The sequence below is a fragment of the Delftia sp. DT-2 genome (assembly GCF_028401915.1).
In the GTDB taxonomy this organism is placed as follows: domain Bacteria; phylum Pseudomonadota; class Gammaproteobacteria; order Burkholderiales; family Burkholderiaceae_C; genus Comamonas; species Comamonas tsuruhatensis.
Map to the genome: position 1 here is coordinate 163,941 of NZ_JAQOTI010000002.1, position 21,155 is coordinate 185,095.

General features: G+C 67.2%; 23 protein-coding genes. 13 read left to right on the plus strand and 10 right to left on the minus strand.

Features of this window, described 5'->3' with window-relative positions; all coding sequences use genetic code 11:
• The first annotated feature begins 12 nt into the window (after nt 1–12).
• Nucleotides 13–585 carry a 5-formyltetrahydrofolate cyclo-ligase gene (locus PO605_RS03265; RefSeq protein WP_016446506.1) on the plus strand — a complete coding sequence of 191 codons (573 nt, stop codon included), beginning with the start codon at nt 13–15 and terminating at the stop codon, nt 583–585.
• 139 nt (nt 586–724) lie between these two features.
• Here the strand turns inward: PO605_RS03265 and queC are convergent, their stop codons facing one another.
• Nucleotides 725–1,483 carry a 7-cyano-7-deazaguanine synthase QueC gene (gene queC, locus PO605_RS03270; RefSeq protein WP_442874693.1) on the minus strand — a complete coding sequence of 253 codons (759 nt, stop codon included), beginning with the start codon at nt 1,481–1,483 and terminating at the stop codon, nt 725–727.
• Between the two features lie 88 nt (nt 1,484–1,571).
• Here queC and PO605_RS03275 point away from each other — a divergent pair, with 88 nt between their 5' ends.
• Nucleotides 1,572–2,264 carry a glutathione S-transferase family protein gene (locus PO605_RS03275; RefSeq protein WP_047471738.1) on the plus strand — a complete coding sequence of 231 codons (693 nt, stop codon included), beginning with the start codon at nt 1,572–1,574 and terminating at the stop codon, nt 2,262–2,264.
• Between the two features lie 212 nt (nt 2,265–2,476).
• Nucleotides 2,477–3,730: a multifunctional CCA addition/repair protein gene (locus PO605_RS03280; protein WP_047471736.1), complete on the plus strand. Its 1,254-nt coding sequence runs from the start codon at nt 2,477–2,479 to the stop codon at nt 3,728–3,730.
• Nucleotides 3,731–3,755: 25 nt separating this feature from the next.
• Here PO605_RS03280 and PO605_RS03285 read toward each other — a convergent pair whose 3' ends face one another.
• Nucleotides 3,756–5,708: a sensor histidine kinase gene (locus PO605_RS03285; protein WP_046239667.1), complete on the minus strand. Its 1,953-nt coding sequence runs from the start codon at nt 5,706–5,708 to the stop codon at nt 3,756–3,758.
• A 73-nt stretch (nt 5,709–5,781) separates the two neighbouring features.
• Here PO605_RS03285 and PO605_RS03290 point away from each other — a divergent pair, with 73 nt between their 5' ends.
• A complete protein-coding gene (locus PO605_RS03290; RefSeq protein WP_272206070.1) occupies nt 5,782–6,465 on the plus strand; it encodes a response regulator transcription factor in 684 nt (227 codons plus the stop codon).
• A gap of 42 nt (nt 6,466–6,507) precedes the next feature.
• Here PO605_RS03290 and trxC read toward each other — a convergent pair whose 3' ends face one another.
• Complete coding sequence (gene trxC, locus PO605_RS03295; RefSeq protein ID WP_016451857.1) at nt 6,508–6,942, minus strand: thioredoxin TrxC; 435 nt, start codon at nt 6,940–6,942, stop codon at nt 6,508–6,510.
• Nucleotides 6,943–7,018: 76 nt separating this feature from the next.
• Nucleotides 7,019–7,213, minus strand: a complete 195-nt coding sequence (locus PO605_RS03300; protein ID WP_012203183.1) for a DUF2905 domain-containing protein — start codon at nt 7,211–7,213, stop codon at nt 7,019–7,021.
• A 133-nt stretch (nt 7,214–7,346) separates the two neighbouring features.
• Here PO605_RS03300 and PO605_RS03305 point away from each other — a divergent pair, with 133 nt between their 5' ends.
• On the plus strand, nt 7,347–8,237 hold the full coding sequence (locus PO605_RS03305; protein ID WP_272206071.1) for a hypothetical protein: 891 nt from the start codon (nt 7,347–7,349) through the stop codon (nt 8,235–8,237).
• 20 nt (nt 8,238–8,257) lie between these two features.
• Here the strand turns inward: PO605_RS03305 and PO605_RS03310 are convergent, their stop codons facing one another.
• Nucleotides 8,258–9,271, minus strand: coding sequence for a class I SAM-dependent methyltransferase (locus tag PO605_RS03310; RefSeq protein WP_272206155.1), 1,014 nt, complete (start codon nt 9,269–9,271; stop codon nt 8,258–8,260).
• 116 nt (nt 9,272–9,387) lie between these two features.
• Between PO605_RS03310 and PO605_RS03315 the strand changes: the two genes are divergently transcribed.
• From PO605_RS03315 to PO605_RS03340, 6 genes are all read left to right on the plus strand, one after another.
• Nucleotides 9,388–10,173 carry an SDR family oxidoreductase gene (locus tag PO605_RS03315; protein ID WP_272206072.1) on the plus strand — a complete coding sequence of 262 codons (786 nt, stop codon included), beginning with the start codon at nt 9,388–9,390 and terminating at the stop codon, nt 10,171–10,173.
• A gap of 42 nt (nt 10,174–10,215) precedes the next feature.
• Nucleotides 10,216–10,587: a dihydroneopterin aldolase gene (locus tag PO605_RS03320; RefSeq protein WP_016446516.1), complete on the plus strand. Its 372-nt coding sequence runs from the start codon at nt 10,216–10,218 to the stop codon at nt 10,585–10,587.
• Nucleotides 10,581–11,552, plus strand: a complete 972-nt coding sequence (ttcA, locus tag PO605_RS03325) for a tRNA 2-thiocytidine(32) synthetase TtcA (RefSeq protein ID WP_016446517.1) — start codon at nt 10,581–10,583, stop codon at nt 11,550–11,552. The genes PO605_RS03320 and ttcA overlap by 7 nt, the downstream gene beginning before the upstream one ends.
• Nucleotides 11,553–11,629: 77 nt before the next feature.
• A complete protein-coding gene (locus PO605_RS03330; RefSeq protein ID WP_272206074.1) occupies nt 11,630–12,325 on the plus strand; it encodes a DUF4136 domain-containing protein in 696 nt (231 codons plus the stop codon).
• Between the two features lie 146 nt (nt 12,326–12,471).
• Nucleotides 12,472–12,831: a type II toxin-antitoxin system RelE/ParE family toxin gene (locus tag PO605_RS03335; RefSeq protein ID WP_047474052.1), complete on the plus strand. Its 360-nt coding sequence runs from the start codon at nt 12,472–12,474 to the stop codon at nt 12,829–12,831.
• Entirely contained in the window at nt 12,828–13,151 is a 324-nt protein-coding gene (locus tag PO605_RS03340) for a helix-turn-helix domain-containing transcriptional regulator (protein WP_012203174.1), read from the plus strand. Before PO605_RS03335 ends, PO605_RS03340 begins: the two co-directional genes overlap by 4 nt.
• 27 nt (nt 13,152–13,178) lie before the next feature.
• Here PO605_RS03340 and PO605_RS03345 read toward each other — a convergent pair whose 3' ends face one another.
• From PO605_RS03345 to PO605_RS03360, 4 genes are read right to left on the minus strand one after another with little or no spacing between them, the layout of a single operon-like run.
• Nucleotides 13,179–14,906 carry a dipeptide ABC transporter ATP-binding protein gene (locus tag PO605_RS03345; protein WP_061287157.1) on the minus strand — a complete coding sequence of 576 codons (1,728 nt, stop codon included), beginning with the start codon at nt 14,904–14,906 and terminating at the stop codon, nt 13,179–13,181.
• Complete coding sequence (locus PO605_RS03350) at nt 14,903–15,841, minus strand: ABC transporter permease (RefSeq protein ID WP_012203172.1); 939 nt, start codon at nt 15,839–15,841, stop codon at nt 14,903–14,905. The genes PO605_RS03345 and PO605_RS03350 overlap by 4 nt, the downstream gene beginning before the upstream one ends.
• On the minus strand, nt 15,838–16,803 hold the full coding sequence (locus PO605_RS03355) for an ABC transporter permease (RefSeq protein ID WP_016446522.1): 966 nt from the start codon (nt 16,801–16,803) through the stop codon (nt 15,838–15,840). Before PO605_RS03355 ends, PO605_RS03350 begins: the two co-directional genes overlap by 4 nt.
• A gap of 6 nt (nt 16,804–16,809) precedes the next feature.
• Nucleotides 16,810–18,402 (minus strand): ABC transporter substrate-binding protein, encoded by a 1,593-nt coding sequence (locus PO605_RS03360; protein WP_012203170.1) that lies wholly within the window; start codon nt 18,400–18,402, stop codon nt 16,810–16,812.
• A 355-nt stretch (nt 18,403–18,757) separates the two neighbouring features.
• Here PO605_RS03360 and PO605_RS03365 point away from each other — a divergent pair, with 355 nt between their 5' ends.
• Nucleotides 18,758–19,249 carry a DUF2501 domain-containing protein gene (locus PO605_RS03365; RefSeq protein WP_016446524.1) on the plus strand — a complete coding sequence of 164 codons (492 nt, stop codon included), beginning with the start codon at nt 18,758–18,760 and terminating at the stop codon, nt 19,247–19,249.
• A 216-nt stretch (nt 19,250–19,465) separates the two neighbouring features.
• Nucleotides 19,466–20,107: a histidine phosphatase family protein gene (locus PO605_RS03370; protein WP_047472511.1), complete on the plus strand. Its 642-nt coding sequence runs from the start codon at nt 19,466–19,468 to the stop codon at nt 20,105–20,107.
• A 24-nt stretch (nt 20,108–20,131) separates the two neighbouring features.
• Here PO605_RS03370 and PO605_RS03375 read toward each other — a convergent pair whose 3' ends face one another.
• Nucleotides 20,132–21,136: a Bug family tripartite tricarboxylate transporter substrate binding protein gene (locus tag PO605_RS03375; RefSeq protein WP_047472510.1), complete on the minus strand. Its 1,005-nt coding sequence runs from the start codon at nt 21,134–21,136 to the stop codon at nt 20,132–20,134.
• Nucleotides 21,137–21,155: the final 19 nt, after the last annotated feature.

Consider the following 21,155-nt stretch of genomic DNA (forward strand, 5'->3'; position numbering starts at 1 on the left):
GGAAATTATCTGATGGACAAAGCAGCCCTGCGCCGCAGCTTGATAGACCAGCGCCTCAACCTTCCCGACCGATTGCAGCGCGCCGACGCGCTGCAGCAGGTCATGCGCTTTTGGCTGATACAGCGGCCCGACAGCATCATCGGCGCCTATTGGCCGATCAAGGGGGAGTTCGACCCGCTGCCAGCGCTTCACCGGTGGAAGGAAGATGGCGAGCTACAGGGTACCCCACAAAGACGCCGCATCGGATTGCCCGTGATCGACAAGCAGCGTAAGACACTCAGCTTTCACGCCTGGTACCCGGGCTGTCCCATGGAAGAGGATGCCTATGGCATCCCCAAGCCCAAGGACACCGAAACCCTCACCCCCACCCTGCTGTTCGTGCCCTGCGTGGGCTACGCGGCCGGTGGCTACCGCCTGGGCTATGGCGGCGGTTTCTACGACCGCACCCTGGCCGAGCTGCAGCCCAGGCCCTTCACCGTGGGCCTGGGCTACGGCTGCGGCTATGTGGACGAGTTCGAGCCCGAGCCGCATGACCTGCCCCTGGACGCCATCTTGAACGACCACGGAGTCGTCTGGCCGGTGTAGCAAGCTCCCCCTGAGCGGCTTCGCCGCTTCCCCCAGAGGGGGACGGCACCCTCGGTGCGGGGCGGCCCTTCCTCGGTGCCCCTGAGTTGGGCTGCGCCGGTTTCCTGCGCTGCGCCCAGAAGCTCCTTGCGTTCCTCGCCTAGCTGGCCTGGGCGCGCTGCGCCTGCCATTGATGCCAGCCGCGGGCTCGCAGGTCGCAGGCGGGGCAGGTTCCGCAGCCGTAGCCCCAGTCGTGCAGCGTCTCGCGCGTGCCCTGGTAGCAGGTGTGGGTGTCGCGCTGGATGAGGTCCACCAGGGTGTCGCCACCCAGGTCGTGGGCCATTTGCCAGGTCTGGGCCTTGTCTATCCACATAAGCGGGGTTTCGATGCGCAGGCGCCGCTCCAGGCCCAGGTTCAGGGCGAGCTGCATGGCCTTCATGGTGTCGTCACGGCAGTCGGGGTAGCCGGAGTAGTCGGTTTCGCAGACGCCGGTGACGATGACCGACAGGCCGCGACGGTAGGCCAGCGCGCCGGCCAGGGTCAGGAACAGCAGGTTGCGGCCGGGCACGAAGGTGTTGGGCAGGCCGTCGGCCTGCATGGCGAAGGCCACGTCCTCGGTCAGGGAGGAGCCGCCGATCTGCTGCAGCACGTCCAGCGAGAGAACATGGTCGTCACCCAGGCGCGGTGCCCATTCGGGAAAGTCCCTGGCCAGCCGCTCGCGCACCTGCTGGCGCACCTGCATTTCCACGCTGTGGCGCTGGCCGTAGTCGAAACCCAGGGTCTCGACGCGCTCGTACATCGACAGTGCCTGCGCCAGGCAGGTGGTCGAATCCTGGCCGCCGGAAAACAGGACCAGCGCAGCCGTGTGGCGCCCCGCTGGCGCCTGGGGGGAAGAGCTATCGTTTTGCATGGCACGCATTAGAGCGCGGCCAGGCAGCGCCCGGCTCCTACATGGGTTTTCCTGCCATGCTTGCTAAGCTGTAGGGCCTATCGCGGAGGTTGCGGCCATGCTCACGCTCTATATCGGCAACAAGAATTACTCATCCTGGTCCATGCGCCCCTGGGTGCTGATGCGCCAGGCCGGCATCGCTTTCGAAGAGGTCATGCTGCGCTTTGACAGCTTCGAGGAGCAGTCCGCCTTCAAGCAGCGCGCCCGCGCGCTCTCGCCCTCGGGCCGCGTGCCCGTGCTCATGGATGAAGGCATGGCCATCTGGGACAGCCTGGCCATCTGCGAGTACCTGGCCGAGAAATTCCCTGAAAAGCACTTGTGGCCCACGCTGGCCCTGAACCGCGCCCGCGCGCGCAGCCTCTGCGCTGAGATGCACAGCGGCTTCGGCGCCCTGCGCTCGCTGTGCCCGATGAACATCGAGGCCCAGCTGCCCGAGGTCGGCGCGCGGCTATGGGCAGAGAACGTCGCACTGCGCGACGATGTCCAGCACCTGTCCGAGCTGTGGCAGCCGCTGCTGTCCACGGCCAGCGGCCCCATGCTGTATGACCAGTTCAGCATCGTCGATGCCTTTTTCGCGCCCATGTGCATGCGCCTGACGACCTACGAGCTGCCGCTGGCCCCGGCCATCGACGCCTACGTGCGCCGCGTGCGCGCCTTGCCGGGCGTGCAGGACTGGGTGCAGGGCGCACTGGCCGAGCACGATTTCCGGCCGTTCGAGGAGCCCTACCGCAGCGCGCCTGCGGCCGGCTGAGCGGCGCACCAGCAAAAGTCGGAGCACTGCTGCGCTGGGGTGGGCGCGGCCTGCGCAATGCCGCGGTTGCGGAGCCAGTGCAGCGGCCGTCCGGCTGGCGCTGCTTGAGTTCGTCTCCAGAAAGAATCAGGAAGAAAGCATGCGCTCGGCACTCCATCGGTGCGTGGAGGCAGCCCGCCATCATGTCACCGCCAAGGCCCTACCATTGCGGCATGAGCGAATTTCAGGTGTACATGGTGGGCGGCGCAGTGCGCGACCGTCTTTTGGGGCGGGCCGTGCATGACCGCGACTGGGTGGTGGTCGGCGCCACGCCCGAACAAATGTCCGCGCGCGGCTTTCTGCCAGTGGGGCGGGACTTCCCGGTCTTCCTCCATCCCGAGACGCACGAGGAATACGCGCTGGCGCGTACCGAGCGCAAGAGCGGCCTGGGGTACCGGGGTTTCGTCGTGCAGGCGGCGCCCGATGTCACGCTGGAGCAGGATCTGGCCCGGCGCGACCTGACCATCAATGCCATGGCCGCTCCTGCGGACTGGGATGGTGAAAGCGCCATCACCGACCCCTACCACGGCCAGGTCGATCTTCAGGCCCGGGTGCTGCGCCATGTGACCGGGGCCTTCCGCGAAGACCCGGTGCGCATCCTGCGCGTGGCGCGCTTCGCGGCACGTTTCCACGAATTCACGGTGGCGCCGGAAACCATGGCCCTGATGCGGGAGATGGTGGCCGCCGGCGAGGTGGATGCCCTGGTGCCCGAGCGCGTGTGGCAGGAGATCAGCCGTGGCCTCATGGAGCGCCGCCCCTCGCGCATGTTCGAGCTGCTGCGCGAGTGCGGTGCGCTGGCCGTGCTGCTGCCCGAGCTGGAGCGGCTGTGGGGCGTGCCCCAGCGCGCCGAGTACCACCCCGAGGTCGATACCGGCGTGCACGCCATGATGGTGCTGGACATGGCCGCACAGCTCGACGCCCCCCTGCCCGTGCGATACGCCTGCCTGGTGCACGACCTGGGCAAGGGAACGACGCCGGCCGATGTGCTGCCGCGCCACATAGGCCATGAGCAGCGCAGCGCCCGGCTGGCCGAGAAAGTGGGCGAGCGTCTGCGCGTGCCCACGGACTGCCGCGAACTGGGCGACGTGGTGGCGCGCGAGCACGGCAACATCCACCGCAGCGGCGAACTCAACGGCGCCGCCATCGTCCGCCTGCTGGAGCGCTGCGACGCCATCCGCAAGCCCGCGCGCTTCGAGCAGGCGCTCATGGCCTGTGAGTGCGATGCACGCGGAAGACTGGGTTTCGAAGACCGGCCCTATCCCCAGCGTGCCCGCCTGCGCGATGCGCTGGCCGCAGCGCTGTCCGTCTCCACCTCTGACATCGCCGCCCAGGCCGCCGCGCGCGGCAAACAGGGCAAGGCCATAGGCGAGGCCGTGCAGGCGGCACGCGCGCAGGCCGTGGCCGATTGGCTGGCGCAGGCGGCCTGAGCGCAAAGGCCGCCACACACGGGAATCAGGCTCGCGCCACGGGCAGGACCAGTCGCAGGCACACGGGCTGCTCGCCTCCTGCCGTCAACAAGGCCACGCTGCCGCCCAGCCGCTCGGCGATGCGCCGCACCAGGTACAGCCCCAGCCCGGCGCCGGGCCGGTGCTGGGCGTTGCGGCCACGGTAATACCTTTCGAACAACTGGTCCTGGTCCGCCTGGGCAATGGGCTCTGCCGGATTCGAGACCTGGATCTCCAGACCCTCGCCCTGCCTGGTCACGTCCAGGCGGACCGATTCGCCCTCGGGCGTGTGGCGGTCTGCATTGGCCAGCAGATTGCGCAGCGCGATGCGCAGCAGGCCGGCATCGGTGATCAATTGCTGCGTGCCCCCGCCCAGTTGGCAGACGATGCGGCCGGGCGCAAAGTCCAGGCACAAGCCATCCACCAGCGCATGCAGATCGCACGGCTGCAGGCGTGGCTCGGCATGGGGCTGGGGATCGGCCATGCGGTCGTCGGCCAGGCAGTCGTCCACCAGGGCCAGCAGGCGCTGGGCGGCTTCGCGGATGTTGCGGCTGCGTGCCAGCGTCTTGTCGGGCGGTGCCGCCAGATTGCGCGCCAGTTGCTGCGCACTGGTCAGGATGATGGCCAGCGGCGTGCGCAGCTCGTGCGAGACCATGGCGACAAAGTCGCGCTGCTCCTGGCGCACCCTGCGCTCCAGCGCCAGCGCCTCGCTGAGTTCGCTTTCGCGCAACTGTCGCTGCCGCAGTTCCGCCTCCAGCCGGACCTGCTCGCGCTCTCGAATGCGGCGCCTGCGCTCGTATCCGCCGATGATCCAGCCACTGAGCAGCAGCATGTGCGCCATGGTGCCCAGCGCGGACGCATGCGTGGACACCAGCGCGGTCAGCGCGTTCATGGGAAGCCAGCCCAGGTTGCGCAGGAAAGAGATCAGCACGCCGGCATAGAAGATGCCGAACGCCAGCATGAAGAACCGTGCCGGGGCGTGGCCGCGCCGCCACAGCCAAAGGGCGAATGCGAGAAAGCCCACGGTCAGCGGCAGGGTCATGGCCTGCACCGGGACCATGCCCGCCGAGTAGTGCCCCGACACCACCAACAGCATGCAGCACAGGCTGAACAGCCACAGCAGCGGCACGATCTGGCGCACCAGCCGCGGATACAGCGATGCCAGCTCCAACTGCCTGCAGGCCAGTTGCATGGAGATCGCCAGGGCGCCGGCAATGCCGCATCCCAGCAGGCGGTCGCTCCAGAAACCCGGCAGGCCCGTCAACTGCTGCACCAGCCCCAGCGATACCACCTCATTGAGCACGCAGACGCTGAGATAGGCCAGAAACAGGCCGCTCACCGGAGCCCGCGTGCCCAGCCAGAACACCAGTTGCACGCCAATCAACAGCAGGTACAGCCCGAAGTACAGACCGAACGAGAGGGCCTCGCGCCGCGTATGGTTGTCGAACGCCAGTCGCTGCCACAGATCGATACGGGTGACGAGCGCGTTGCGCGCACGCAGGCGCACCAGCAACTCGTATGACCCGGCGGCAGCAGGTTCGAACTGGAATGCGGGACTGCGGTAGTCCACCGGCCAGGCGTGACGCGAAATCTCTTCGCCACTGCGCCCCAGCAGCTGCCAGGGGTCGCCAGGCCGGCGCACATGGACCTCCACCTCATCGAGCAGGGCATTGCCCAGCAACAGCATCCAGCTGCCGGGCTGCTGCACCTGCAGCGGCATGCGCAGCCAGACCGCCGCCTGCGTGAAACTGGCGTTCAGGTGCCCTGGCATCGCCTTCCACCCGGGCGCCAGGTCGGCCTGCCGGACATCGAGCAGACCCGAAGCGTCATCGAGCCGCTGCCACTGCCCTGCGGTCTCCTGCATGGGCACATCGGGGTCCAGCACGAGGGTCCGGGCCTGAAGCAGCAGTGGGCACAGCAGCCAGGCCAGCACGATGAGGGTTGCACGGTAATATCGCATCTGAAGTCCACCACGGGGCCGCCAGCGTACACCAGCTGTCTGCGCTGTCACCCGCCTGCCCTCCTCCCAGTCCATGCTTGATGTGATCCTGCTCGAAGACGAGCCCGTGCTGCGCCATGAACTGGGCGAGTTCCTCGAATCCCTGGGCTATGCACCGCAGTGCGTGGCCAGCCTGCAGGAGTTCGACCGCCATTTCGATGCGCGGCGCCACCGGCTGGCCATCATCGACATCGGCCTGCCCGACGGCAACGGCCTGGCGCTGATCCAGCGCCTGCGCCAGCAGGGCCAGCAACTGGGCATCATCGTCTTCAGCGCGCTCAACAGCAGCGCCCACCGCATCGACGGCCTGGAGATCGGCGCCGACCACTACCTGGGCAAAGGCTGCGATCTCGACGAGCTGGAAGCCACCCTGGCCGCCCTGGTGCGGCGCCTGGGCCTGCAGCAGCGCCAGGCGCCGTGGCTGCTGCAGCTTGGCCCCAGCCGCCTGCAGCCCCCCGCTTCGCCCCCTGTGGCGCTGTCACACCAGGACCTGCTGGTGCTGCACTGCCTGATGGGCAAGGCAGGGACCAGCGTCAGCCGCCGCCAGATCGTGCAGGCGCTGGGTGGAGACTATCTGGTCTACGACCAGCGCCGCCTGGACACCCAGATGCGCCGGCTGAGGCGCAAGGTGCAAGAGGCCAGCGGCCAGCAGTTGCCTGTCAAGACGCTGCGCAACAGCGGCTATTGCTTCTATCTGCCGTGTGAAGTGCAGGCCTGAGGAAGGGCCTGAAGGCGCCCGGTCCTTGCGGCCCGGCAACCATCAGACGACCGAGCGCACCCAGCGCACGATCTCGCCGGCAGGCAGCGCGCCGGAGACACGGGCGATCTCGCGTCCTTCCTTGAACACCACCATGGTCGGGATGCTGCGGATGTTCCAGGGCGCGGCAGCGTGGGGGTGCGCCTCGGTATCGAGCTTGGCCAGTTGCACGCCGGGCGCCAGCGCCTGAGCCGCCTGTTCGAAGGCAGGCGCCATCATGCGGCAGGGGCCGCACCAGGGGGCCCAGAAATCGACCACCACGGGCACCTGGCTGCGCCCCACATGCCTGGCGAAGCTCTGCGCATCCAGCGCCACGGGCTGGCCGGTGACCAGCGGTTGATGGCAGCTGCCGCAATCAGGCGCGCTGCCCAGCTGATCGACCGCAATGCGGTTGGTGGTGTGGCAATGGGGGCAGACGAAATGCAGCTTGTCGGACATGGGCGGCCTCTTGTTGGCGAGTCATGGGGGCAATTGCATGCATATACGGGCGCTGCGCCCATGCTTCAAGCCATGCTCAGACCAGCTTGGCGATCAGGGCGGCAATCACGCTGAGCAACACGGTGCTGGCAATGGGCAGAAAAATCACGCGGCCGAACAGGCGAAAGCGGAAGTCGCCCGGCAGGCGGCCCAGGCCTATGCGTTCCAGCCAGGCGTGCAGGCCATTGAACAGCAGCAGGGCCAGAAAGATGACGAGGAGCCAGCGGATCATGGCGCCGAGTGTACGGCGGCGCGGGACCGGGCCATACAGAGTAAACCGCGTCATGCACACGACATATGGACTGCCTACATTGCCGCTGTCCCCCCCTCTTCATCGCCTCCAGGCCGACCACCACGAATTCGCCATGCAACGCAACCGCCGCCTTCTTCTTGCCGCAGCCCTGCCCGCCGCCTTGCTGATGACCGCCTGCGCCAGCGCACCTGCGCCGGCAGCCCGACCCGGCGCCATCGACAACAGCGCCCTGCAGCGCAGCGACTTCCGCGCGCACCAGGCCACCTATGGCCTGGTCTACCGCCTGCAGGCCGATGCCACCGCCATCCTGGACAGCCAGGTCGCACCCGTGGTGCACGAGCAGTTGCTGCGCCTGAAGCTGGTGGCCGAGGCCAACACCTTCAACCTGCCCCATGTCACCGTGGTGCATATCCACAGCGCCGATCCCTCCACGCCGCGCAAGATGCTGGCGGCCCTGCCGGCGCTGCCGCCCGTGCTGCAGGACGTTCACCTGAAGAATTTCTACACCACCGAGGCCGCCAAGGGGGCCGGCAAGCCCTGGTGGCTGGACCTGGGCATCGTCAAGTCGGGCCCGGCCTACGAGGCCATGATGGACTTCAACACCCGCGCCACCGCCGCCATGGCGCCGCTGCGCGACGGCCCGCTGCCGCGCGTGACAGGACCCGTCTATGCCCGCATGAACGACTCGGCCAAGGCCATGGTGCAAAGCGTGGGTGTCAGCGGCATCAACCAGGTGCAGGCCGGCAAGGAGGTGCGCAGCCACAACCCGCACAACACCCTGGTCTACAGCGAAGCCACCTTCACGCCCGAGATCGAGCGCGCCATGGGCGAGACGGCCGCGCGCCTGAACCGCATCCTGCCCGGCGGCCTCACGACCACGTTCGAGAACCTGTCCATCGTGGAGCTGGGTTTCTCTGGCAACGTCACGCGCGAGATCTACCGCATCAACCTCAAGGACCAGACGGTCCACGACGTCAGCAACGGCCGCAGCGTCCAGCGCTGAGGCAGGCGGGCCCCGGCCCGCTACAGGCGGTGCGTGCGGTCGCCGCGCACAAAGCCCATGGCGTCCCAGGGCTCCACGCCCTTGGCCAGGCCGATGACCTTGAACAGCTCGCCCATCTCGTGCTCCATCATCAGCTTGGTGGCCATGGCGCGCGGGCCCTGGGCCAGTGCGTCGAGCTTGGGGCCCAGGCCGCAGTTGATGAGGAAATGGGCCTGCGAGGTATAGCCCAGCACCTCGAAGCCGGCGTCCTGCGCGGCCACGGCCGTGCCCGTGAAGTTCACATGGGCCGTGATGTCCTTGAGGCCGACATCGGCCAGCGGATCGTCGTCCACCTTGTGCAGCCGGTGGCACACCAGGGTGCCCATGTGGCGCTGCGGGTGGAAATACTCGGATTCGCCAAAGCCGTAGTCGATGAAAAATGCCGCGCCGCGCGCCATGCGCTCGCCCAGCGTGCGAATGAAGGCCTCGCCCTGCGGGTGGATTTCGGTCAGGTAGTCGTGCTCGCCCTCGATCTCCATGGGCGGGCGCAGCTGCGTGGGCCGATCTTCCCAGCCCAGGCTGCCGTCCGGCTGCAGCACCACGCCGCGCTCATGCCAGACACCTGCCTTGCGCACCAGCAGCTGCACGGGCATGGCATCCAGCACCTCGTTGCCGATGACCACGCCTTCGAGCCTATCGGGCAGGGCATCGGCCCAGTGCACCAGGCCTTCGTACTTGACCAGCCTGAGCTGCTGTCGCGCACGCAGCGTGCCCGACAGGTCGACGATGGTGTAGCGGTCCGGCCGCACGCCCAGGGCCGCCAGCTCGTCCAGCACCTGCAGCGCCAGCGCGCCCGTGCCGGCGCCAAACTCCCAGACTTCGCGGGTGTGCGTGCGCTGCAGCGCCTCGGCCACCTGGGCGGCCAGCAACTGGCCGAAGACCGGGGACATCTCGGGCGCGGTCACGAAATCGCTGCCCGACGATGGCATCAGCCCGAACTTGGCGGTGTCATTGGCGTAGTAGCCCAGGCCCGGCTCGTACAGCGCCAGGGCCATGAAACGGTCGAAAGCCAGCCATCCGCCCGAGGACGCAATCTCTTGCGCAATACGGGTTTGCAGGGCGGCCGTTAAAATTGAGGGTTCTGTCGTCACGATCCGTACATTGTCCTCGAATGTCCACACCTGCCCGAACACGCACAGTTTTGGTGACCGGCGCGGCCCGCCGCCTGGGGCGCGACATCGCGCTCGCGCTTGCCAGCGCCGGCTGGCAGGTGGCCGTGCACTACCGCGATTCCCACGACGAGGCGCTGGAGACGGCCGCCACCTGCGCTGAACTGACCGGCGACAGCGCCGCCCTGGATGCCGATTTCTTCAACGAGGACTCGGTGCGCTCCCTGGTGCCGCGTGCCATTGCGCACTTCGGCCACCTGGACGCCGTGGTCAACAACGCCTCTCTGTTCGAGCATGACGACGCCGGCAGCTTCAGCTACGTGGCCCTGGAAGCCCACCTGCGCAGCAACACCGGCGCGCCCATCCTGCTGGCCCAGGCGCTGCATGCCCATATCGAGGACCGCGTGGCGGCCGGCGAGGAGCATGCCAGCGGCGCCGTGATCAACATGCTGGACCAGAAGCTCTGGAACCAGAACCCCGATTTCCTCAGCTACACGCTGTCCAAGGCAGCGCTTGAGGCCGCAGGCACCATGCTGGCGCTGGCCCTGGCGCCGCGCGTGCGCGTGGTCGGCGTGGCCCCGGGCCTGACGCTGACCAGCCACATGCTGAGCCAGGAGCGCTTCGAGGCCCTGCACCGCCTCAGCCCGCTGGGCCGCTCGTCCAGCGCGGCCGACGTGGCCGCCACCGTGTGCTTTGCGCTGGACAACCAGTCCATCACGGGCACCACGCTGCTGGTCGATGGCGGCCAGCACCTGCAGCGCTTCGAGCGCGACTTTTCCATGATGTAGGCGCCTGCCCGCGCCCATCCCCACACTCCACGGCTTTTCCCCATGAACTCCGCCACCGGACAACAGATCCTGACGCTCACGGGTTTGCGTTTCGACGCCAACCTGGGCATCCTCGCCCACGAAAAACAGATGCCCCAGCCCATCCAGGTCGATGCCGAGCTGAGCCTGGGCACCCAACCGCTGGCTCCGCGCGACGACGACATCCTGCATGTGCTGGACTACCGCAAGGTGCGCCAGATCATCATCGATGAATGCACGGCCGAGCATGTGAACCTGCTGGAGAGCCTGATCGGCAAGCTGGCCCAGCGCCTGATGCAGCTGCCCGGCGTGATGGGCGTGCGCGTGAAGATCGCCAAGCTCGAAATTTTTGACGACTGCGAAGTGGCCATTCGCGTCGAGACAGGACAATGGTGAACCCCATGAACGCAGTGACCGACAACCCCTGGCTGGCCGAAGAAGCCGCCGCCGACGCCCCCGCAGACACCGCAGGCGGCAACCGCATCAAGATCGAGCGCGAGCAGATCAAGCTCGAAAAGCGCCTGTGCCGCGAGGTGGGCCGCGCCATCACCGACTTCAACATGATCGAGGAAGGCGACAAGATCATGGTCTGCATGTCGGGCGGCAAGGACAGCTACACGATGCTGGACGTGCTGCGCAAGCTGCAAAAGCGCGCGCCCGTCAAATTCGAGCTGGTGGCCGTGAACCTCGACCAGAAGCAGCCCGGCTTTCCCGACCATGTGCTGCCCGAGTACTTCAAGAGCATCGGTGTGGACTACCACATCGAAACGCAGGACACCTACAGCGTGGTCAAGCGCGTCGTGCCCGAGGGCAAGACCACCTGCGGCCTGTGCTCGCGCCTGCGCCGCGCCATCCTGTACAAGGTGGCCGACGAGCTGGGCTGCACCAAGGTGGCCCTGGGCCACCACCGCGACGACATCGTGCAGACGCTGATGCTCAACATGTTCTACGGCGGCCGCATGAAGGGCATGCCCCCGAAGCTGGTCTCGGACGACGGCAAGCATGTGGTGATCCGCCCGCTGTGCTACGTGCCCGAGAAGGACACCGTGCGCTGGGCCCAGTACCAGAACTTCCCCATCATCCCCTGCAACCTCTGCGGCAGCCAGGACGGCCTGCAGCGCGTGGCCGTGGGCGAGCTGCTGCGCGAGTGGGACAAGAAATTCCCGGGCCGCGTGGAAAGCATGTTCCGCGCCATGGGCCACATCGTGACCACGCACATGATGGACCCCGAGCTGCACGACTTCAAGAACGCCAAGGCCACCGGCATTGCCGACCCCAACGGCGACATGGCCTTCGACCATGAAGAGATGCCAGTGTCCGCATCGCTGCCCGGTCTGCAGGTGGTACAACTGTCGTCCTGACGGCTGAACCTATAACAATCGCCCCACTCCAACCAAGGCCCGTGCAAACGGGCCTTTTTTCGACCAAGGAGTACACCATGAAGCTGCGCTGCATCCATGTCCTGGCCATCGTGGCCACGGCCTTGCTCACCGGCTGCGCCAGCGTGCGCGAAGTCCAGAGCACCGTCCAGAGCTATTCCACGCTGGGCGCCCTGCCCGCGCCGCCCACCTACCGCCTGGAGGTCCTGCCCTCGCAACGCGAGGCGCAGACGCATTTCGCTGCCATCGAATCCCAGGCCCAGCAGGCCCTGGGCCGCGTGGGCCTGCAGCGCGACGACTCCCGGGCCAGCCTGATCGTGCAGATCGGCGCCGACGCCCGCTATGCGCGCGACTACGCCGCCTGGCCCTACTACGACCGCTGGGGCGGCCCGCGCTGGGGTTGGGGCCTGGGCTACGGGCGCGGCTGGGGCATGGGCTTTGGCGGCAGCTTCATGTTCGACGGCCCGCCGCTGGAGTACTACCGCGCCGTCAGCATCGTGATGCGCAACGCCACCACGCAGCAGATCGTCTACGAGACCTCGGCCCAGCGCCAGGATGTGTGGACCGACGACCCGGCCATCTTCGGCATCCTGTTCGACGCTGCGCTCACCGGCTTCCCCAACCCGCCCAAGGGCTCGCGCGTGGTGCGCACCACCATCGGTCCGGTGCAGCAGGGTGGCGCGCCGGCGCAGCCGCCGGCCCAGGGGGCACCTGCAGCGCAGGCCGTGCCGGCCACGCCAGCACCCTCCCGGTAAGCCATCGCGCACCCAAAGCAAAGGCCTGCATCCGCAGGCCTTTTTTTGGTCCATCGCTGTCATTCGTTCCTGGGAACAGGAGAACGCTGTAGGTCATGTGGATAGCGCCTTGCAGCGTTGGTAACTCATAAGTTACCATCCAATCCATGCGAATCCAGTTCCAGGAGTACATCCGCGAAGACGGCAGCAGCGCGTACCAGACATGGTTCAACGGGCTGGATGGCCAGGCGGCCGCCAAGGTGGCCGTCGCCATGGCCCGCATGGAGTTGGGCAACACCTCCAATATCGAATGGTTCCGGGGTATTGGCGAATACAAGATCGACTGGGGCCCGGGCTACCGCATCTATCTCGCCAAAGACGGGGAAAGATTGATCATCCTGTTCGGGGGCAGCACGAAAAAGGGCCAGCAGAAGGCCATCGACGAAGCCGTGGCCCTGCACAGCGAATACAAGGCTCGCAAGAGGCAACGCCCCTCGGACAATGCCAAAAAAGGAACGAAGCCATGACGCTCACCCGCGATTTCAAACAAACGGTCATTCAGCGCATTGAGCGCGACCCTGCTTTCGCACAGGCGCTGCTTGATGAGGCGGCCACTCTTTTTCTGAGCGGTGAGCCAGAAACGGCACGCCTCGTCCTGCGCGATCTCGTCAACGCAACGGTGGGTTTCGAGACGCTGGCCGACCTCACGCACAAGCCGAGCAAGAGCCTGCACCGCATGCTTTCGCCGAAAGGCAACCCCAGCATGGACAATCTTGCCGCGATCTTTGCCGCCATCAAGAACTGGCTTCAGGTCCGGTTCGACGTGCGGGTCGTTGCCGCGACCTGAACGCCAGGCCATGACAGTGCACTTTGCTCAGTGCACATGCTCCATATCCGGCACGGCAGCCATCAGCGCGCGCGTGTACGGATGCTGCGGCGCATCGAGCACGGCGCCAGCCTCGCCGGTCTCGACCAGGCGGCCGCGCTGCATGACGCCGATGTCGTCGCACATGTGGCGGATCACGGCCAGGTTGTGGCTGATCAGCAGATAGGTCAGGCCGAATTCCTCCTGCAGGTCGCGCATGAGGTTGAGCACCTGGGCCTGGACCGAGACGTCCAGCGCCGAGGTGGGTTCGTCGCAGATGATGAACTCGGGCCGGCTGGCCAGGGCGCGCGCAATGGCGATGCGCTGGCGCTGCCCGCCCGAGAACTGGTGCGGGTACTTGCGCGCATCGTCGGGCTTCATGCGCACGCGGCGCAGCGCCTCCTGCACGCGCTCGGCCGTCTCGTCCTTGCCGGCCGTCAGGGCCAGCACCTGCAGGGGTTCGGCAATCAGCTCCTGCACGGTCCAGCGCGGGTTCAGGCTGGCATACGGGTCCTGGAAGATCATCTGGAAGCGCCGGCGCATGGCCACGGTCTGGGCGGCCGGGCTCCACTTGTCCACGCCGTCGAACAGCACGGTGCCGCTGGTGGGCGGCGTCAGCCCGGCCACCATGCGCGCCACCGTGGATTTGCCCGAACCGGACTCGCCGACCAGGCCGAAGGTGGAGCCCCTGCGGATCGAAAAGCCGACGCCGTCCACGGCCTTGAGGATCTTTTTGTCCTCGCGCGCCAGCAGCCGGGCCAGCCAGCCGCTGGACAGGTCGAACTCCTTGCACAGATCCCTGACCTCCAGCAGGGCAGCCGCGGGCTCCTGCGCACCGGCCCCGGGCTGCCAGGGTACGGCGGGCGCGGCAGGGCCGCCGCCCACCTCGGGCACGGGCAGGCGCTGCACGCGGTGGTGCACGCTGGGAATGGCGCCCATCAGCACCTGGGTGTAGGGCTGCTGCGGCGCGTCCAGCACCTGGCGCACGGGGCCGGTTTCCAGCACGCGGCCCTGGTACATGACCATGACGCGGTCGGCCGTCTCGGCGATGACGCCCATGTCGTGCGTGATCAGCATGGCGGCCGCGCCGCGCTCCTTGCACACACGGCGCAGCAGGGCAATGATCTGCGCCTGCACGGACACGTCCAGCGCCGTGGTGGGCTCGTCGGCAATGATGAGTTCGGGCTCGGCGCACAGCGCCAGGGCGATGGCCACGCGCTGGCGCATGCCGCCCGAGAACTGGTGCGGGTACTGGGCCATGCGCTCGCGCGCCTGCGGTATCTCCACCTCTTCGAGCAGGGCGAGCGCGCGTGCCTCGGCCTCCTTCTCGGAGACGGGCAGGTGCGTGCGGATGGTCTCCACCAGGTGCCGGCCCACGGTATAGACCGGGTTCAGGCTGGTCAGCGGGTCCTGGAAGATGGAGCCTATGCGCCGGCCGCGTATGCGCCGCAGGTCCTCGCCGCGCAGCGTGTCGATGCGCTCGCCGCGCAGCTGCACCGTGCCGGCCGAGATGCGGCCCGGCGGCTCGATCAGGCCGATCACGGCGGCGCCCGTCATGGACTTGCCCGCGCCAGACTCGCCGACCACGCCCAGGATCTCGCCGGGCGCGATGTCGAAGGACACATCGTCCAGCACCTGCACGGGGCCCTTGTAGGTGTCGAAGGTGACGGACAGGCCGCGAACGCTCAGCACCGCAGGCTGTGCGGGGGGCTGCCCGGATTGTTGTGTCGTGCTCATTGCAGCTTGGGGTTCAGTGCGTCGCGCAGCCAGTCGCCGACGAGGTTGACGGACAGCGCCAGCGCCAGCAGCACCAGCGAGGGGAACAGCAATATCCACCACTCGCCCGAGAACAGGAAGCCCTGGCCGATGCGGATCAGCGTGCCCAGCGAAGGCTGGGTGGGCGGCAGGCCCACGCCCAGGTAGGACAGCGTGGACTCGGCCACGATGGCATGCGCGAAGCTGATGGTGGCGATCACCAGGATGGGCGCCAGCAGGTTGGGCAGGATGTGGCGCACCAGGATGGCCACGCGGCTGCGGCCTATGAGCTGGGCCGCCAGCACGTAGTCCTTGTGCTTTTCCACCATCACCGCGCCGCGCACGGTGCGCGCGTACTGCACCCAGTCGGACAGGCCGATGGCCACGATGATCACGAAGACCGCCATGTCGTCGCGGTAGCCCTCGGGCAGCAGGCCGCGTGCGATGCCGAAGACCAGCAGCGCCACCAGGATCACGGGAAAGGTCAGCTGTACATCGGCGATGCGCATCATCAGCGTGTCGAACCAGCCGCCCGCATAGCCGCAGACCAGGCCCAGCGGCACGCCGATCAGCAGGGACAGCCCCACGGCCGACACGCCCACCAGCACCGACATGCGCAGCCCGTAGAGGATGGCGCTCCACACATCGCGGCCCTGGTCGTCCGAGCCCAGCGCGTACAGCGTGCCGCTGGTGCCCGCCTGGCCCGGCGGCGTGAAGGCATCCATCAGGTCCAGATTGGCCGGATCGAAGGGGTTCTGCCAGGCCAGCCAGGGCGACAGCAGCGTGGCCGCCACGATCAGCGCCAGCACCAGCGCCGCCGCCTGCACCAGGCGCGAGCGTGCAAACGCGCGCTTGACCGGCGAGTCGCTGGCGCGCCAGCCCGTGGGAGGGATTGCTTGTTTGGCGGAATCGGTCATCGGTTTCTCAAGCGGGGGTCCACGATCACGTACAGGAAATCGACGAGCAGGTTGATGCCCACGTACAGCAGCGCGATGAACATCAGGTAGGCGGCGATCAGCGGCACGTCCACACCCTGGATGGAGGAGATGAACAGCAGGCCCACGCCGGGCCACTGGAACACGGTCTCGGTGACGATGGCAAAGGCGATCAGCGAGCCGATCTGCAGGCCCGCGATGGTGATCACGGGAATCAGGGTATTGCGCAGCGCATGGCCGAAGTACAGGTCGCGCTCGCGCAGCCCGCGCGCACGGCCGAAGCGCATGTAGTCGGCGCGCAGCACCTCCAGCATCTCGGCGCGCACCAGGCGCATGATCAGCGTCATGTTGTAGAAACCCAGCGTGATGGCCGGCAGGATCAGCGCCGACCAGCCCGAAGCCGTCAGCAGCCCGGTCTCCCAGCCGCCCAGCTTCACCGTCTCGCCGCGCCCGAAGGACGGCAGCCAGCGCAGCTCCACGGCAAACAGGTAGATCAGGGCGATGCCGATCAGGAAGGTGGGCAGGGATACGCCCACCAGCGACACCGTCATGATCGAGCGGCTCAGCCAGCCCTCGCGCCGTATGGCCGTGTACACGCCCAGCGCCACGCCGATGACCAGGGCGAACAGCGCCGCCGTCATCGCCAGCTCCAGCGTGGCGGGCAGGCGCTCGGCAATGATCTCGGTCACGGGGCGCTTGAGCCGGTAGGAGATGCCCAGGTCGCCCTGCAGCACCTTGCCCACGTAAGCCAGGTACTGCAGCGGCACGGGCTTGTTGAAGCCCAGGCTTTCCGTCAGCGCCTCGCGCTCGGCAACCGTCGCGTCCTCGCCCAGCAGGCTGATCGTGGGATCGCCGATATGGCGGAACACCATGAACGAGACAAAGGAGACGGCCAGCAGGACCAGGGCGGACTGGCCCAGCCGGCGCAGCAGATGGACCAGCATCGGCGCTTACTTCTTCTCGAACTTGACGAACTTGAAGTGCAGCGCGTTGTCCGGGTGCACGGGCACATTGATCCGGGGCACGGACGCGAAGTGGATCACCTGGTCATGCAGCGCGATGTAGAAGCGCTCCTTTTGCACCGTCTCCCAGATGCTCTTGATGGTGGCATCGCGCTTTGCCTTGTCGCTCTCCGAGGACAGGGACAGGATCTTGGCATCCACATCGGCATTGCTGTAGTGCGTCGCGTTCTGCGCGCCACGGCTGTCCTTGCCGCGCGTGTGCACCAGGAAGTCGAAGATGTAGGCCGAGTCATAGGTGGGCACGCCCCAGCCGTACAGGTAGAAGTCGCTGTCCGCCTTGGTCAGCGACACGCTGTGCATGGCGATCGGCCGGGCCGAGACTTCGGTCTTGATGCCGATGCGGCCCAGGAAACCGGCCACCGCCGTGGCAATGGCCTCGTCGTTCACATAGCGGTCATTGGGCGTGTTCAGCGTGATGGTGAAGCCGTTGGGGTAGCCCGCCTCGGCCAGCAGCTGTTTGGCCTTGGCGGCATCCGCCTTGGGATAGGCCGCGAAGGCCTTGTCATAGCCATTGACGAACGACGGCGCGATCACGCCCGTGGGAATCGACAGGCCGCGCATCACCGAGCGCTTGATCGCGTCGCGGTCGATGGCCAGCTCGATGGCCTGGCGCACCTTGGGATCGGCCAGCGGATTCTTGCCCTTGACGTTGCTGCTCTTGAGCTCTGCCGCACCCACGTTCAGGCCCAGGAAGATGGAGCGGTTCTCGGGGCCTTCATTGATGCGCAGGCGCTTGTCCTGCTTCAGGCGCGCCACGTCCTGCGCGGGAATGTCCTGGGCGAAGTCCACCTCGCCCGACAGCAGGGCCGCCACGCGCGTGGCCGGGGACTTGATGGGCAGGTAGATCAGCTCGGTCACCTGCAGCGGGAACTGGCCCTTGCCCCAGTAGTCGGGGTTGAGCTTCATCACCGTCTTCGAATCGACCTCGCGGCTGGCCAGCACATAGGCGCCCGTGCCGTTGGCCGCGCGCGTGGCGCCGTTCTCGGTCTTGCTGGCCGTGTCCTGCGTGGTCTCGGCGCCGTTGGCCTTGGACCACTTCTCGCTCATGATGAAGAGGTTGGTCAGGTTGTCCGGGAAGATCAGGTTCGGGCCCTTGGTCTTCACCTGCACCGTGAGATCGTCCACGGCCTTGGCCTCCTCCATCGAGGACAGCAGGGACTTGACCTGGGCGTTCTCGCCCTTGGCGCGGTTCAGCGAGAAGACCACGTCGCGCGCCGTGAACGGCGTGCCGTCATGGAACTTGACGTTGGGGCGCAGCTTGAACTCCCAGACCGACGGGTCGGAGGTCATCTTCCACGAGGTCGCCAGCGTGGGCACCAGCTTGCCGTCGGCCGAGCGGATGACCAGGGTTTCGTAGATCTGGTGCAGCAGCACGAAATTGGTGCCCACGTTGAAGGCATGCGGGTCCAGCGAAGTCGGATCGGAGCCGCGCGCCCAGCGCACGGTCTCGGCCTGGGCCAGCGCGGCCGAGGTCAACAGGCCTGCGGCCAGCAAAGAACTGCCCAGAATCTTCATGATCATTTGTCTGCTCCCCTGTGGATTGATTGGAAAGGCGGCGGCCATGCGACGCAGCAGCCCGGGCGCCGCAAGAAGCGGGCCATATAGGTGCGCCCCACTTTAAATAACTTTTTCAGCTTGTTGAATTGATTTTTATACTTAAAAGCCATTTCCAAATAACAAGACCGCCGCCTGCGGCCCGCCAATGGTGTGCGGCCATCATGGACAGGCCAACGGCTTTGACAGCTAGTGAAAACGCGAAAGACCGACACGGCCCGCTCTGGGAAAGGTTTGCAATCGGGCACAGGTCTGCGCCGCACGGCGTGCTAATTTCAGGCCCTGTATCGAGCCTGCGGGTTTCCGCGGAAAGGAAGCATCCATGAAGACATCCATTGCCAGCGCACTGCTGTGCGCCATGCTGGGCCTGGGCGCCCTGCCTGCCCAGGCGTCGGGCCTGGGAGACTCGCTGCGCCAGGCCTCGGGCCTTGGCGGTGACAAGGCCGCCGCCAGCAGCGAAGGCGCCGGCTCCGGCCTTGGCGGCATGCTGGGTGCGGGGGCAGGCGGTGCGGGCGCGCTGTCCGCCCTGGGCCTGAGCCCCTCGGCCACGGCCGGCAATGCGGCAGGCGTCATCTCCTACTGCATGAAGAACAACTACCTCAATGCCGACAAGGCGGCCCAGGTCAAGGACCAGTTGCTGGGCAAGCTGGGCATGCAAAAGCAGGAAGAGCCCAAGGACACGGGATTCCAGAACGGCCTGGGCGGCCTGGTCACCGGCTCCAACGGCAAGAGCTTCAGCATCGACAAGCTCAAGGGCGACCTCAAGGAAAAGGCCTGCGACTTCGTGCTGGACAACGCAAAAAGTCTTATTTGATCCCCCTGAGGCGCTGCGCGCCTTCCCCCTGAGGGGGACGACACCCTCGGTGCGGGGCGGCCCTTCCTCGGTGTCCCTGGGTTTAGGGCGCGCCAGTTTCGCCTTTTAGTTGACTATGCCAAGGATCCACTTGGCCTGCGCACCTGGGCCATGCAGGCTCCCGCAGCTTGCAGGACAATGCCTGCTCTTTTTGCAGCTTCCCCACGCCAGCCCCTCATGCAAGCCACGCGCATCATTGCCATCCGCCACGGAGAAACCGCCTGGAATGTGGACGCCCGCATCCAGGGCCATCTGGACATTCCTCTGAACGACATGGGACTTTGGCAGGCCGCCCAGGCCGGCAAGGCCCTGGCGGGTGAGCCGGTGGCCGCCATCTACAGCAGCGACCTTCTGCGTGCCTATGTCACGGCCGAGGCCGTGGCCGCGACCACGGGCGCATCGCTGACGGCCGACAAGGGCCTGCGCGAGCGCTGCTTCGGCAGCTTCGAGGGCCAGACCTTCAACGATATCGAGGCGTCCCACCCGGAGGACGCGCTGCGCTGGCGCAAGCGCGATCCCGAGTTCGTGCCCGCTGGCGGCGGCGAGTCGCTGCTGATGCTGCGCGACCGCATCTCGGCCACGGTGGACCGCCTGGCCGGCCGCCACGCAGGCGAGCAGATCGTGATCGTGGCGCATGGCGGCGTGATGGATGTGCTCTACCGCCTGGCAACGCACCAGGAAGTGCAGGCGCCCCGCACCTGGGCGCTGGGCAACGCGGCCATCAACCGCCTGCTGTGGACGCCCCAGGGCCTGGGCCTGGTCGGCTGGGGCGATGTGCAGCACCTGGAAGGCGGTGCGCGCGACGAGGTTTTCAGCTGAACGCCCGCACTGCAGCGCAGGCCCTCATTCCACCTGGATATTGGCGGACTTGACGATCTGCGTGTAGCTCGCCTTTTCCTTCTTCAGGAATTGGGCGAACGTGGCCGGCGTGCCCGAGCCGGGCGTGGCGCCGCTGTCCTGCAGGCGCTTGCGGACCTCGGGCAGCTTCAGCACCTCGGCCAGTTCGGCGGCCAGGCGGCTGACCACGGGTTCGGGCGTGCGGGCGGGGGCGAACAGGCCGGTCCAGGCTTCCAGCTCGAAGCCCTTCAAATCAGGAGCCTCCGCAAAGCTCATCACCTCGGGAATCACGTCGATGCGCTGTGCCGAGGTCACGCCCACGCCTTCCAGCTTTTTCTGCTGCACCAGCGGCGTGGCGCCGGTGGTCATCAGAATGCCCAGATCGACCTGGCCGCCCATGACCTCGCTGGTCACCTGGGCCACGCCGCGATAGGGCACATGGACCAGGCGGATGCGGGCGCGCTCCTGCAGCCGTTCCATGGCCAGGTGCAGCACCGTGCCCACGCCCGGCGTGGCATAGGTCAGCGCGCCGGGCCTGGCGCGGGCCATGCTGATCAGCTCGTTGAGGTTGTGCACGGGCAGGCCCGGGCGGGCCACGATCACCATGGGCGCCACCGTAATCAGGCCCACAGGTGCCAGATCACGCTCGGCGTCATAGCGCACGGAGGAGTTCACCAGTTGCGCAATGCTCACCGGCCCGTCAAAGCCCAGCAGCAGCGTGTAGCCATCGGCGTGCGAGCGCGCCACCTTGCTCACGCCCAGCACGCCGCCCGAGGCCGGCACGTTGTCCACCACCACCGACTGGTGCAGCCGCGCACTCAGCTTTTCGGCGATCAGCCGCGCCGTGGCGTCCACATCGCTGCCCGCGCCAAAGGGCACGATCAGGGTGATGGGCCCGGCTGCCGGCCAAGGCTTGCCCGCGCCCGGCGCGGCCTGGGCGGCGGGTGCAGCGGCAAGGGCCGCAGCCAGTGAGGCGGCAGCCGATAGCAGGGAGCGGCGGGACAAGGGCATGGGGCTTGGGCATGCAAGG

Coding starts and splice junctions, on each gene's coding strand:
- PO605_RS03340 (WP_012203174.1), top strand. CDS start 12,828: ATGACGCTCACCCGCGATTTCAAACAAACGGTCATTCAGCGCATTGAG.
- PO605_RS03300 (WP_012203183.1), bottom strand. CDS start 7,213: ATGATCCGCTGGCTCCTCGTCATCTTTCTGGCCCTGCTGCTGTTCAAT.
- ttcA (WP_016446517.1), top strand. CDS start 10,581: ATGGTGAACCCCATGAACGCAGTGACCGACAACCCCTGGCTGGCCGAA.
- PO605_RS03320 (WP_016446516.1), top strand. CDS start 10,216: ATGAACTCCGCCACCGGACAACAGATCCTGACGCTCACGGGTTTGCGT.
- PO605_RS03280 (WP_047471736.1), top strand. CDS start 2,477: ATGAGCGAATTTCAGGTGTACATGGTGGGCGGCGCAGTGCGCGACCGT.
- PO605_RS03330 (WP_272206074.1), top strand. CDS start 11,630: ATGAAGCTGCGCTGCATCCATGTCCTGGCCATCGTGGCCACGGCCTTG.
- queC (WP_442874693.1), bottom strand. CDS start 1,483: ATGCGTGCCATGCAAAACGATAGCTCTTCCCCCCAGGCGCCAGCGGGG.
- PO605_RS03290 (WP_272206070.1), top strand. CDS start 5,782: ATGCTTGATGTGATCCTGCTCGAAGACGAGCCCGTGCTGCGCCATGAA.
- PO605_RS03310 (WP_272206155.1), bottom strand. CDS start 9,271: ATGGCCCTGGCGCTGTACGAGCCGGGCCTGGGCTACTACGCCAATGAC.
- PO605_RS03305 (WP_272206071.1), top strand. CDS start 7,347: ATGCAACGCAACCGCCGCCTTCTTCTTGCCGCAGCCCTGCCCGCCGCC.
- PO605_RS03275 (WP_047471738.1), top strand. CDS start 1,572: ATGCTCACGCTCTATATCGGCAACAAGAATTACTCATCCTGGTCCATG.
- PO605_RS03370 (WP_047472511.1), top strand. CDS start 19,466: ATGCAAGCCACGCGCATCATTGCCATCCGCCACGGAGAAACCGCCTGG.
- PO605_RS03335 (WP_047474052.1), top strand. CDS start 12,472: ATGCGAATCCAGTTCCAGGAGTACATCCGCGAAGACGGCAGCAGCGCG.
- PO605_RS03265 (WP_016446506.1), top strand. CDS start 13: ATGGACAAAGCAGCCCTGCGCCGCAGCTTGATAGACCAGCGCCTCAAC.
- PO605_RS03345 (WP_061287157.1), bottom strand. CDS start 14,906: ATGAGCACGACACAACAATCCGGGCAGCCCCCCGCACAGCCTGCGGTG.
- PO605_RS03350 (WP_012203172.1), bottom strand. CDS start 15,841: ATGACCGATTCCGCCAAACAAGCAATCCCTCCCACGGGCTGGCGCGCC.
- trxC (WP_016451857.1), bottom strand. CDS start 6,942: ATGTCCGACAAGCTGCATTTCGTCTGCCCCCATTGCCACACCACCAAC.
- PO605_RS03375 (WP_047472510.1), bottom strand. CDS start 21,136: ATGCCCTTGTCCCGCCGCTCCCTGCTATCGGCTGCCGCCTCACTGGCT.
- PO605_RS03360 (WP_012203170.1), bottom strand. CDS start 18,402: ATGATCATGAAGATTCTGGGCAGTTCTTTGCTGGCCGCAGGCCTGTTG.
- PO605_RS03365 (WP_016446524.1), top strand. CDS start 18,758: ATGAAGACATCCATTGCCAGCGCACTGCTGTGCGCCATGCTGGGCCTG.
- PO605_RS03315 (WP_272206072.1), top strand. CDS start 9,388: ATGTCCACACCTGCCCGAACACGCACAGTTTTGGTGACCGGCGCGGCC.
- PO605_RS03285 (WP_046239667.1), bottom strand. CDS start 5,708: ATGCGATATTACCGTGCAACCCTCATCGTGCTGGCCTGGCTGCTGTGC.
- PO605_RS03355 (WP_016446522.1), bottom strand. CDS start 16,803: ATGCTGGTCCATCTGCTGCGCCGGCTGGGCCAGTCCGCCCTGGTCCTG.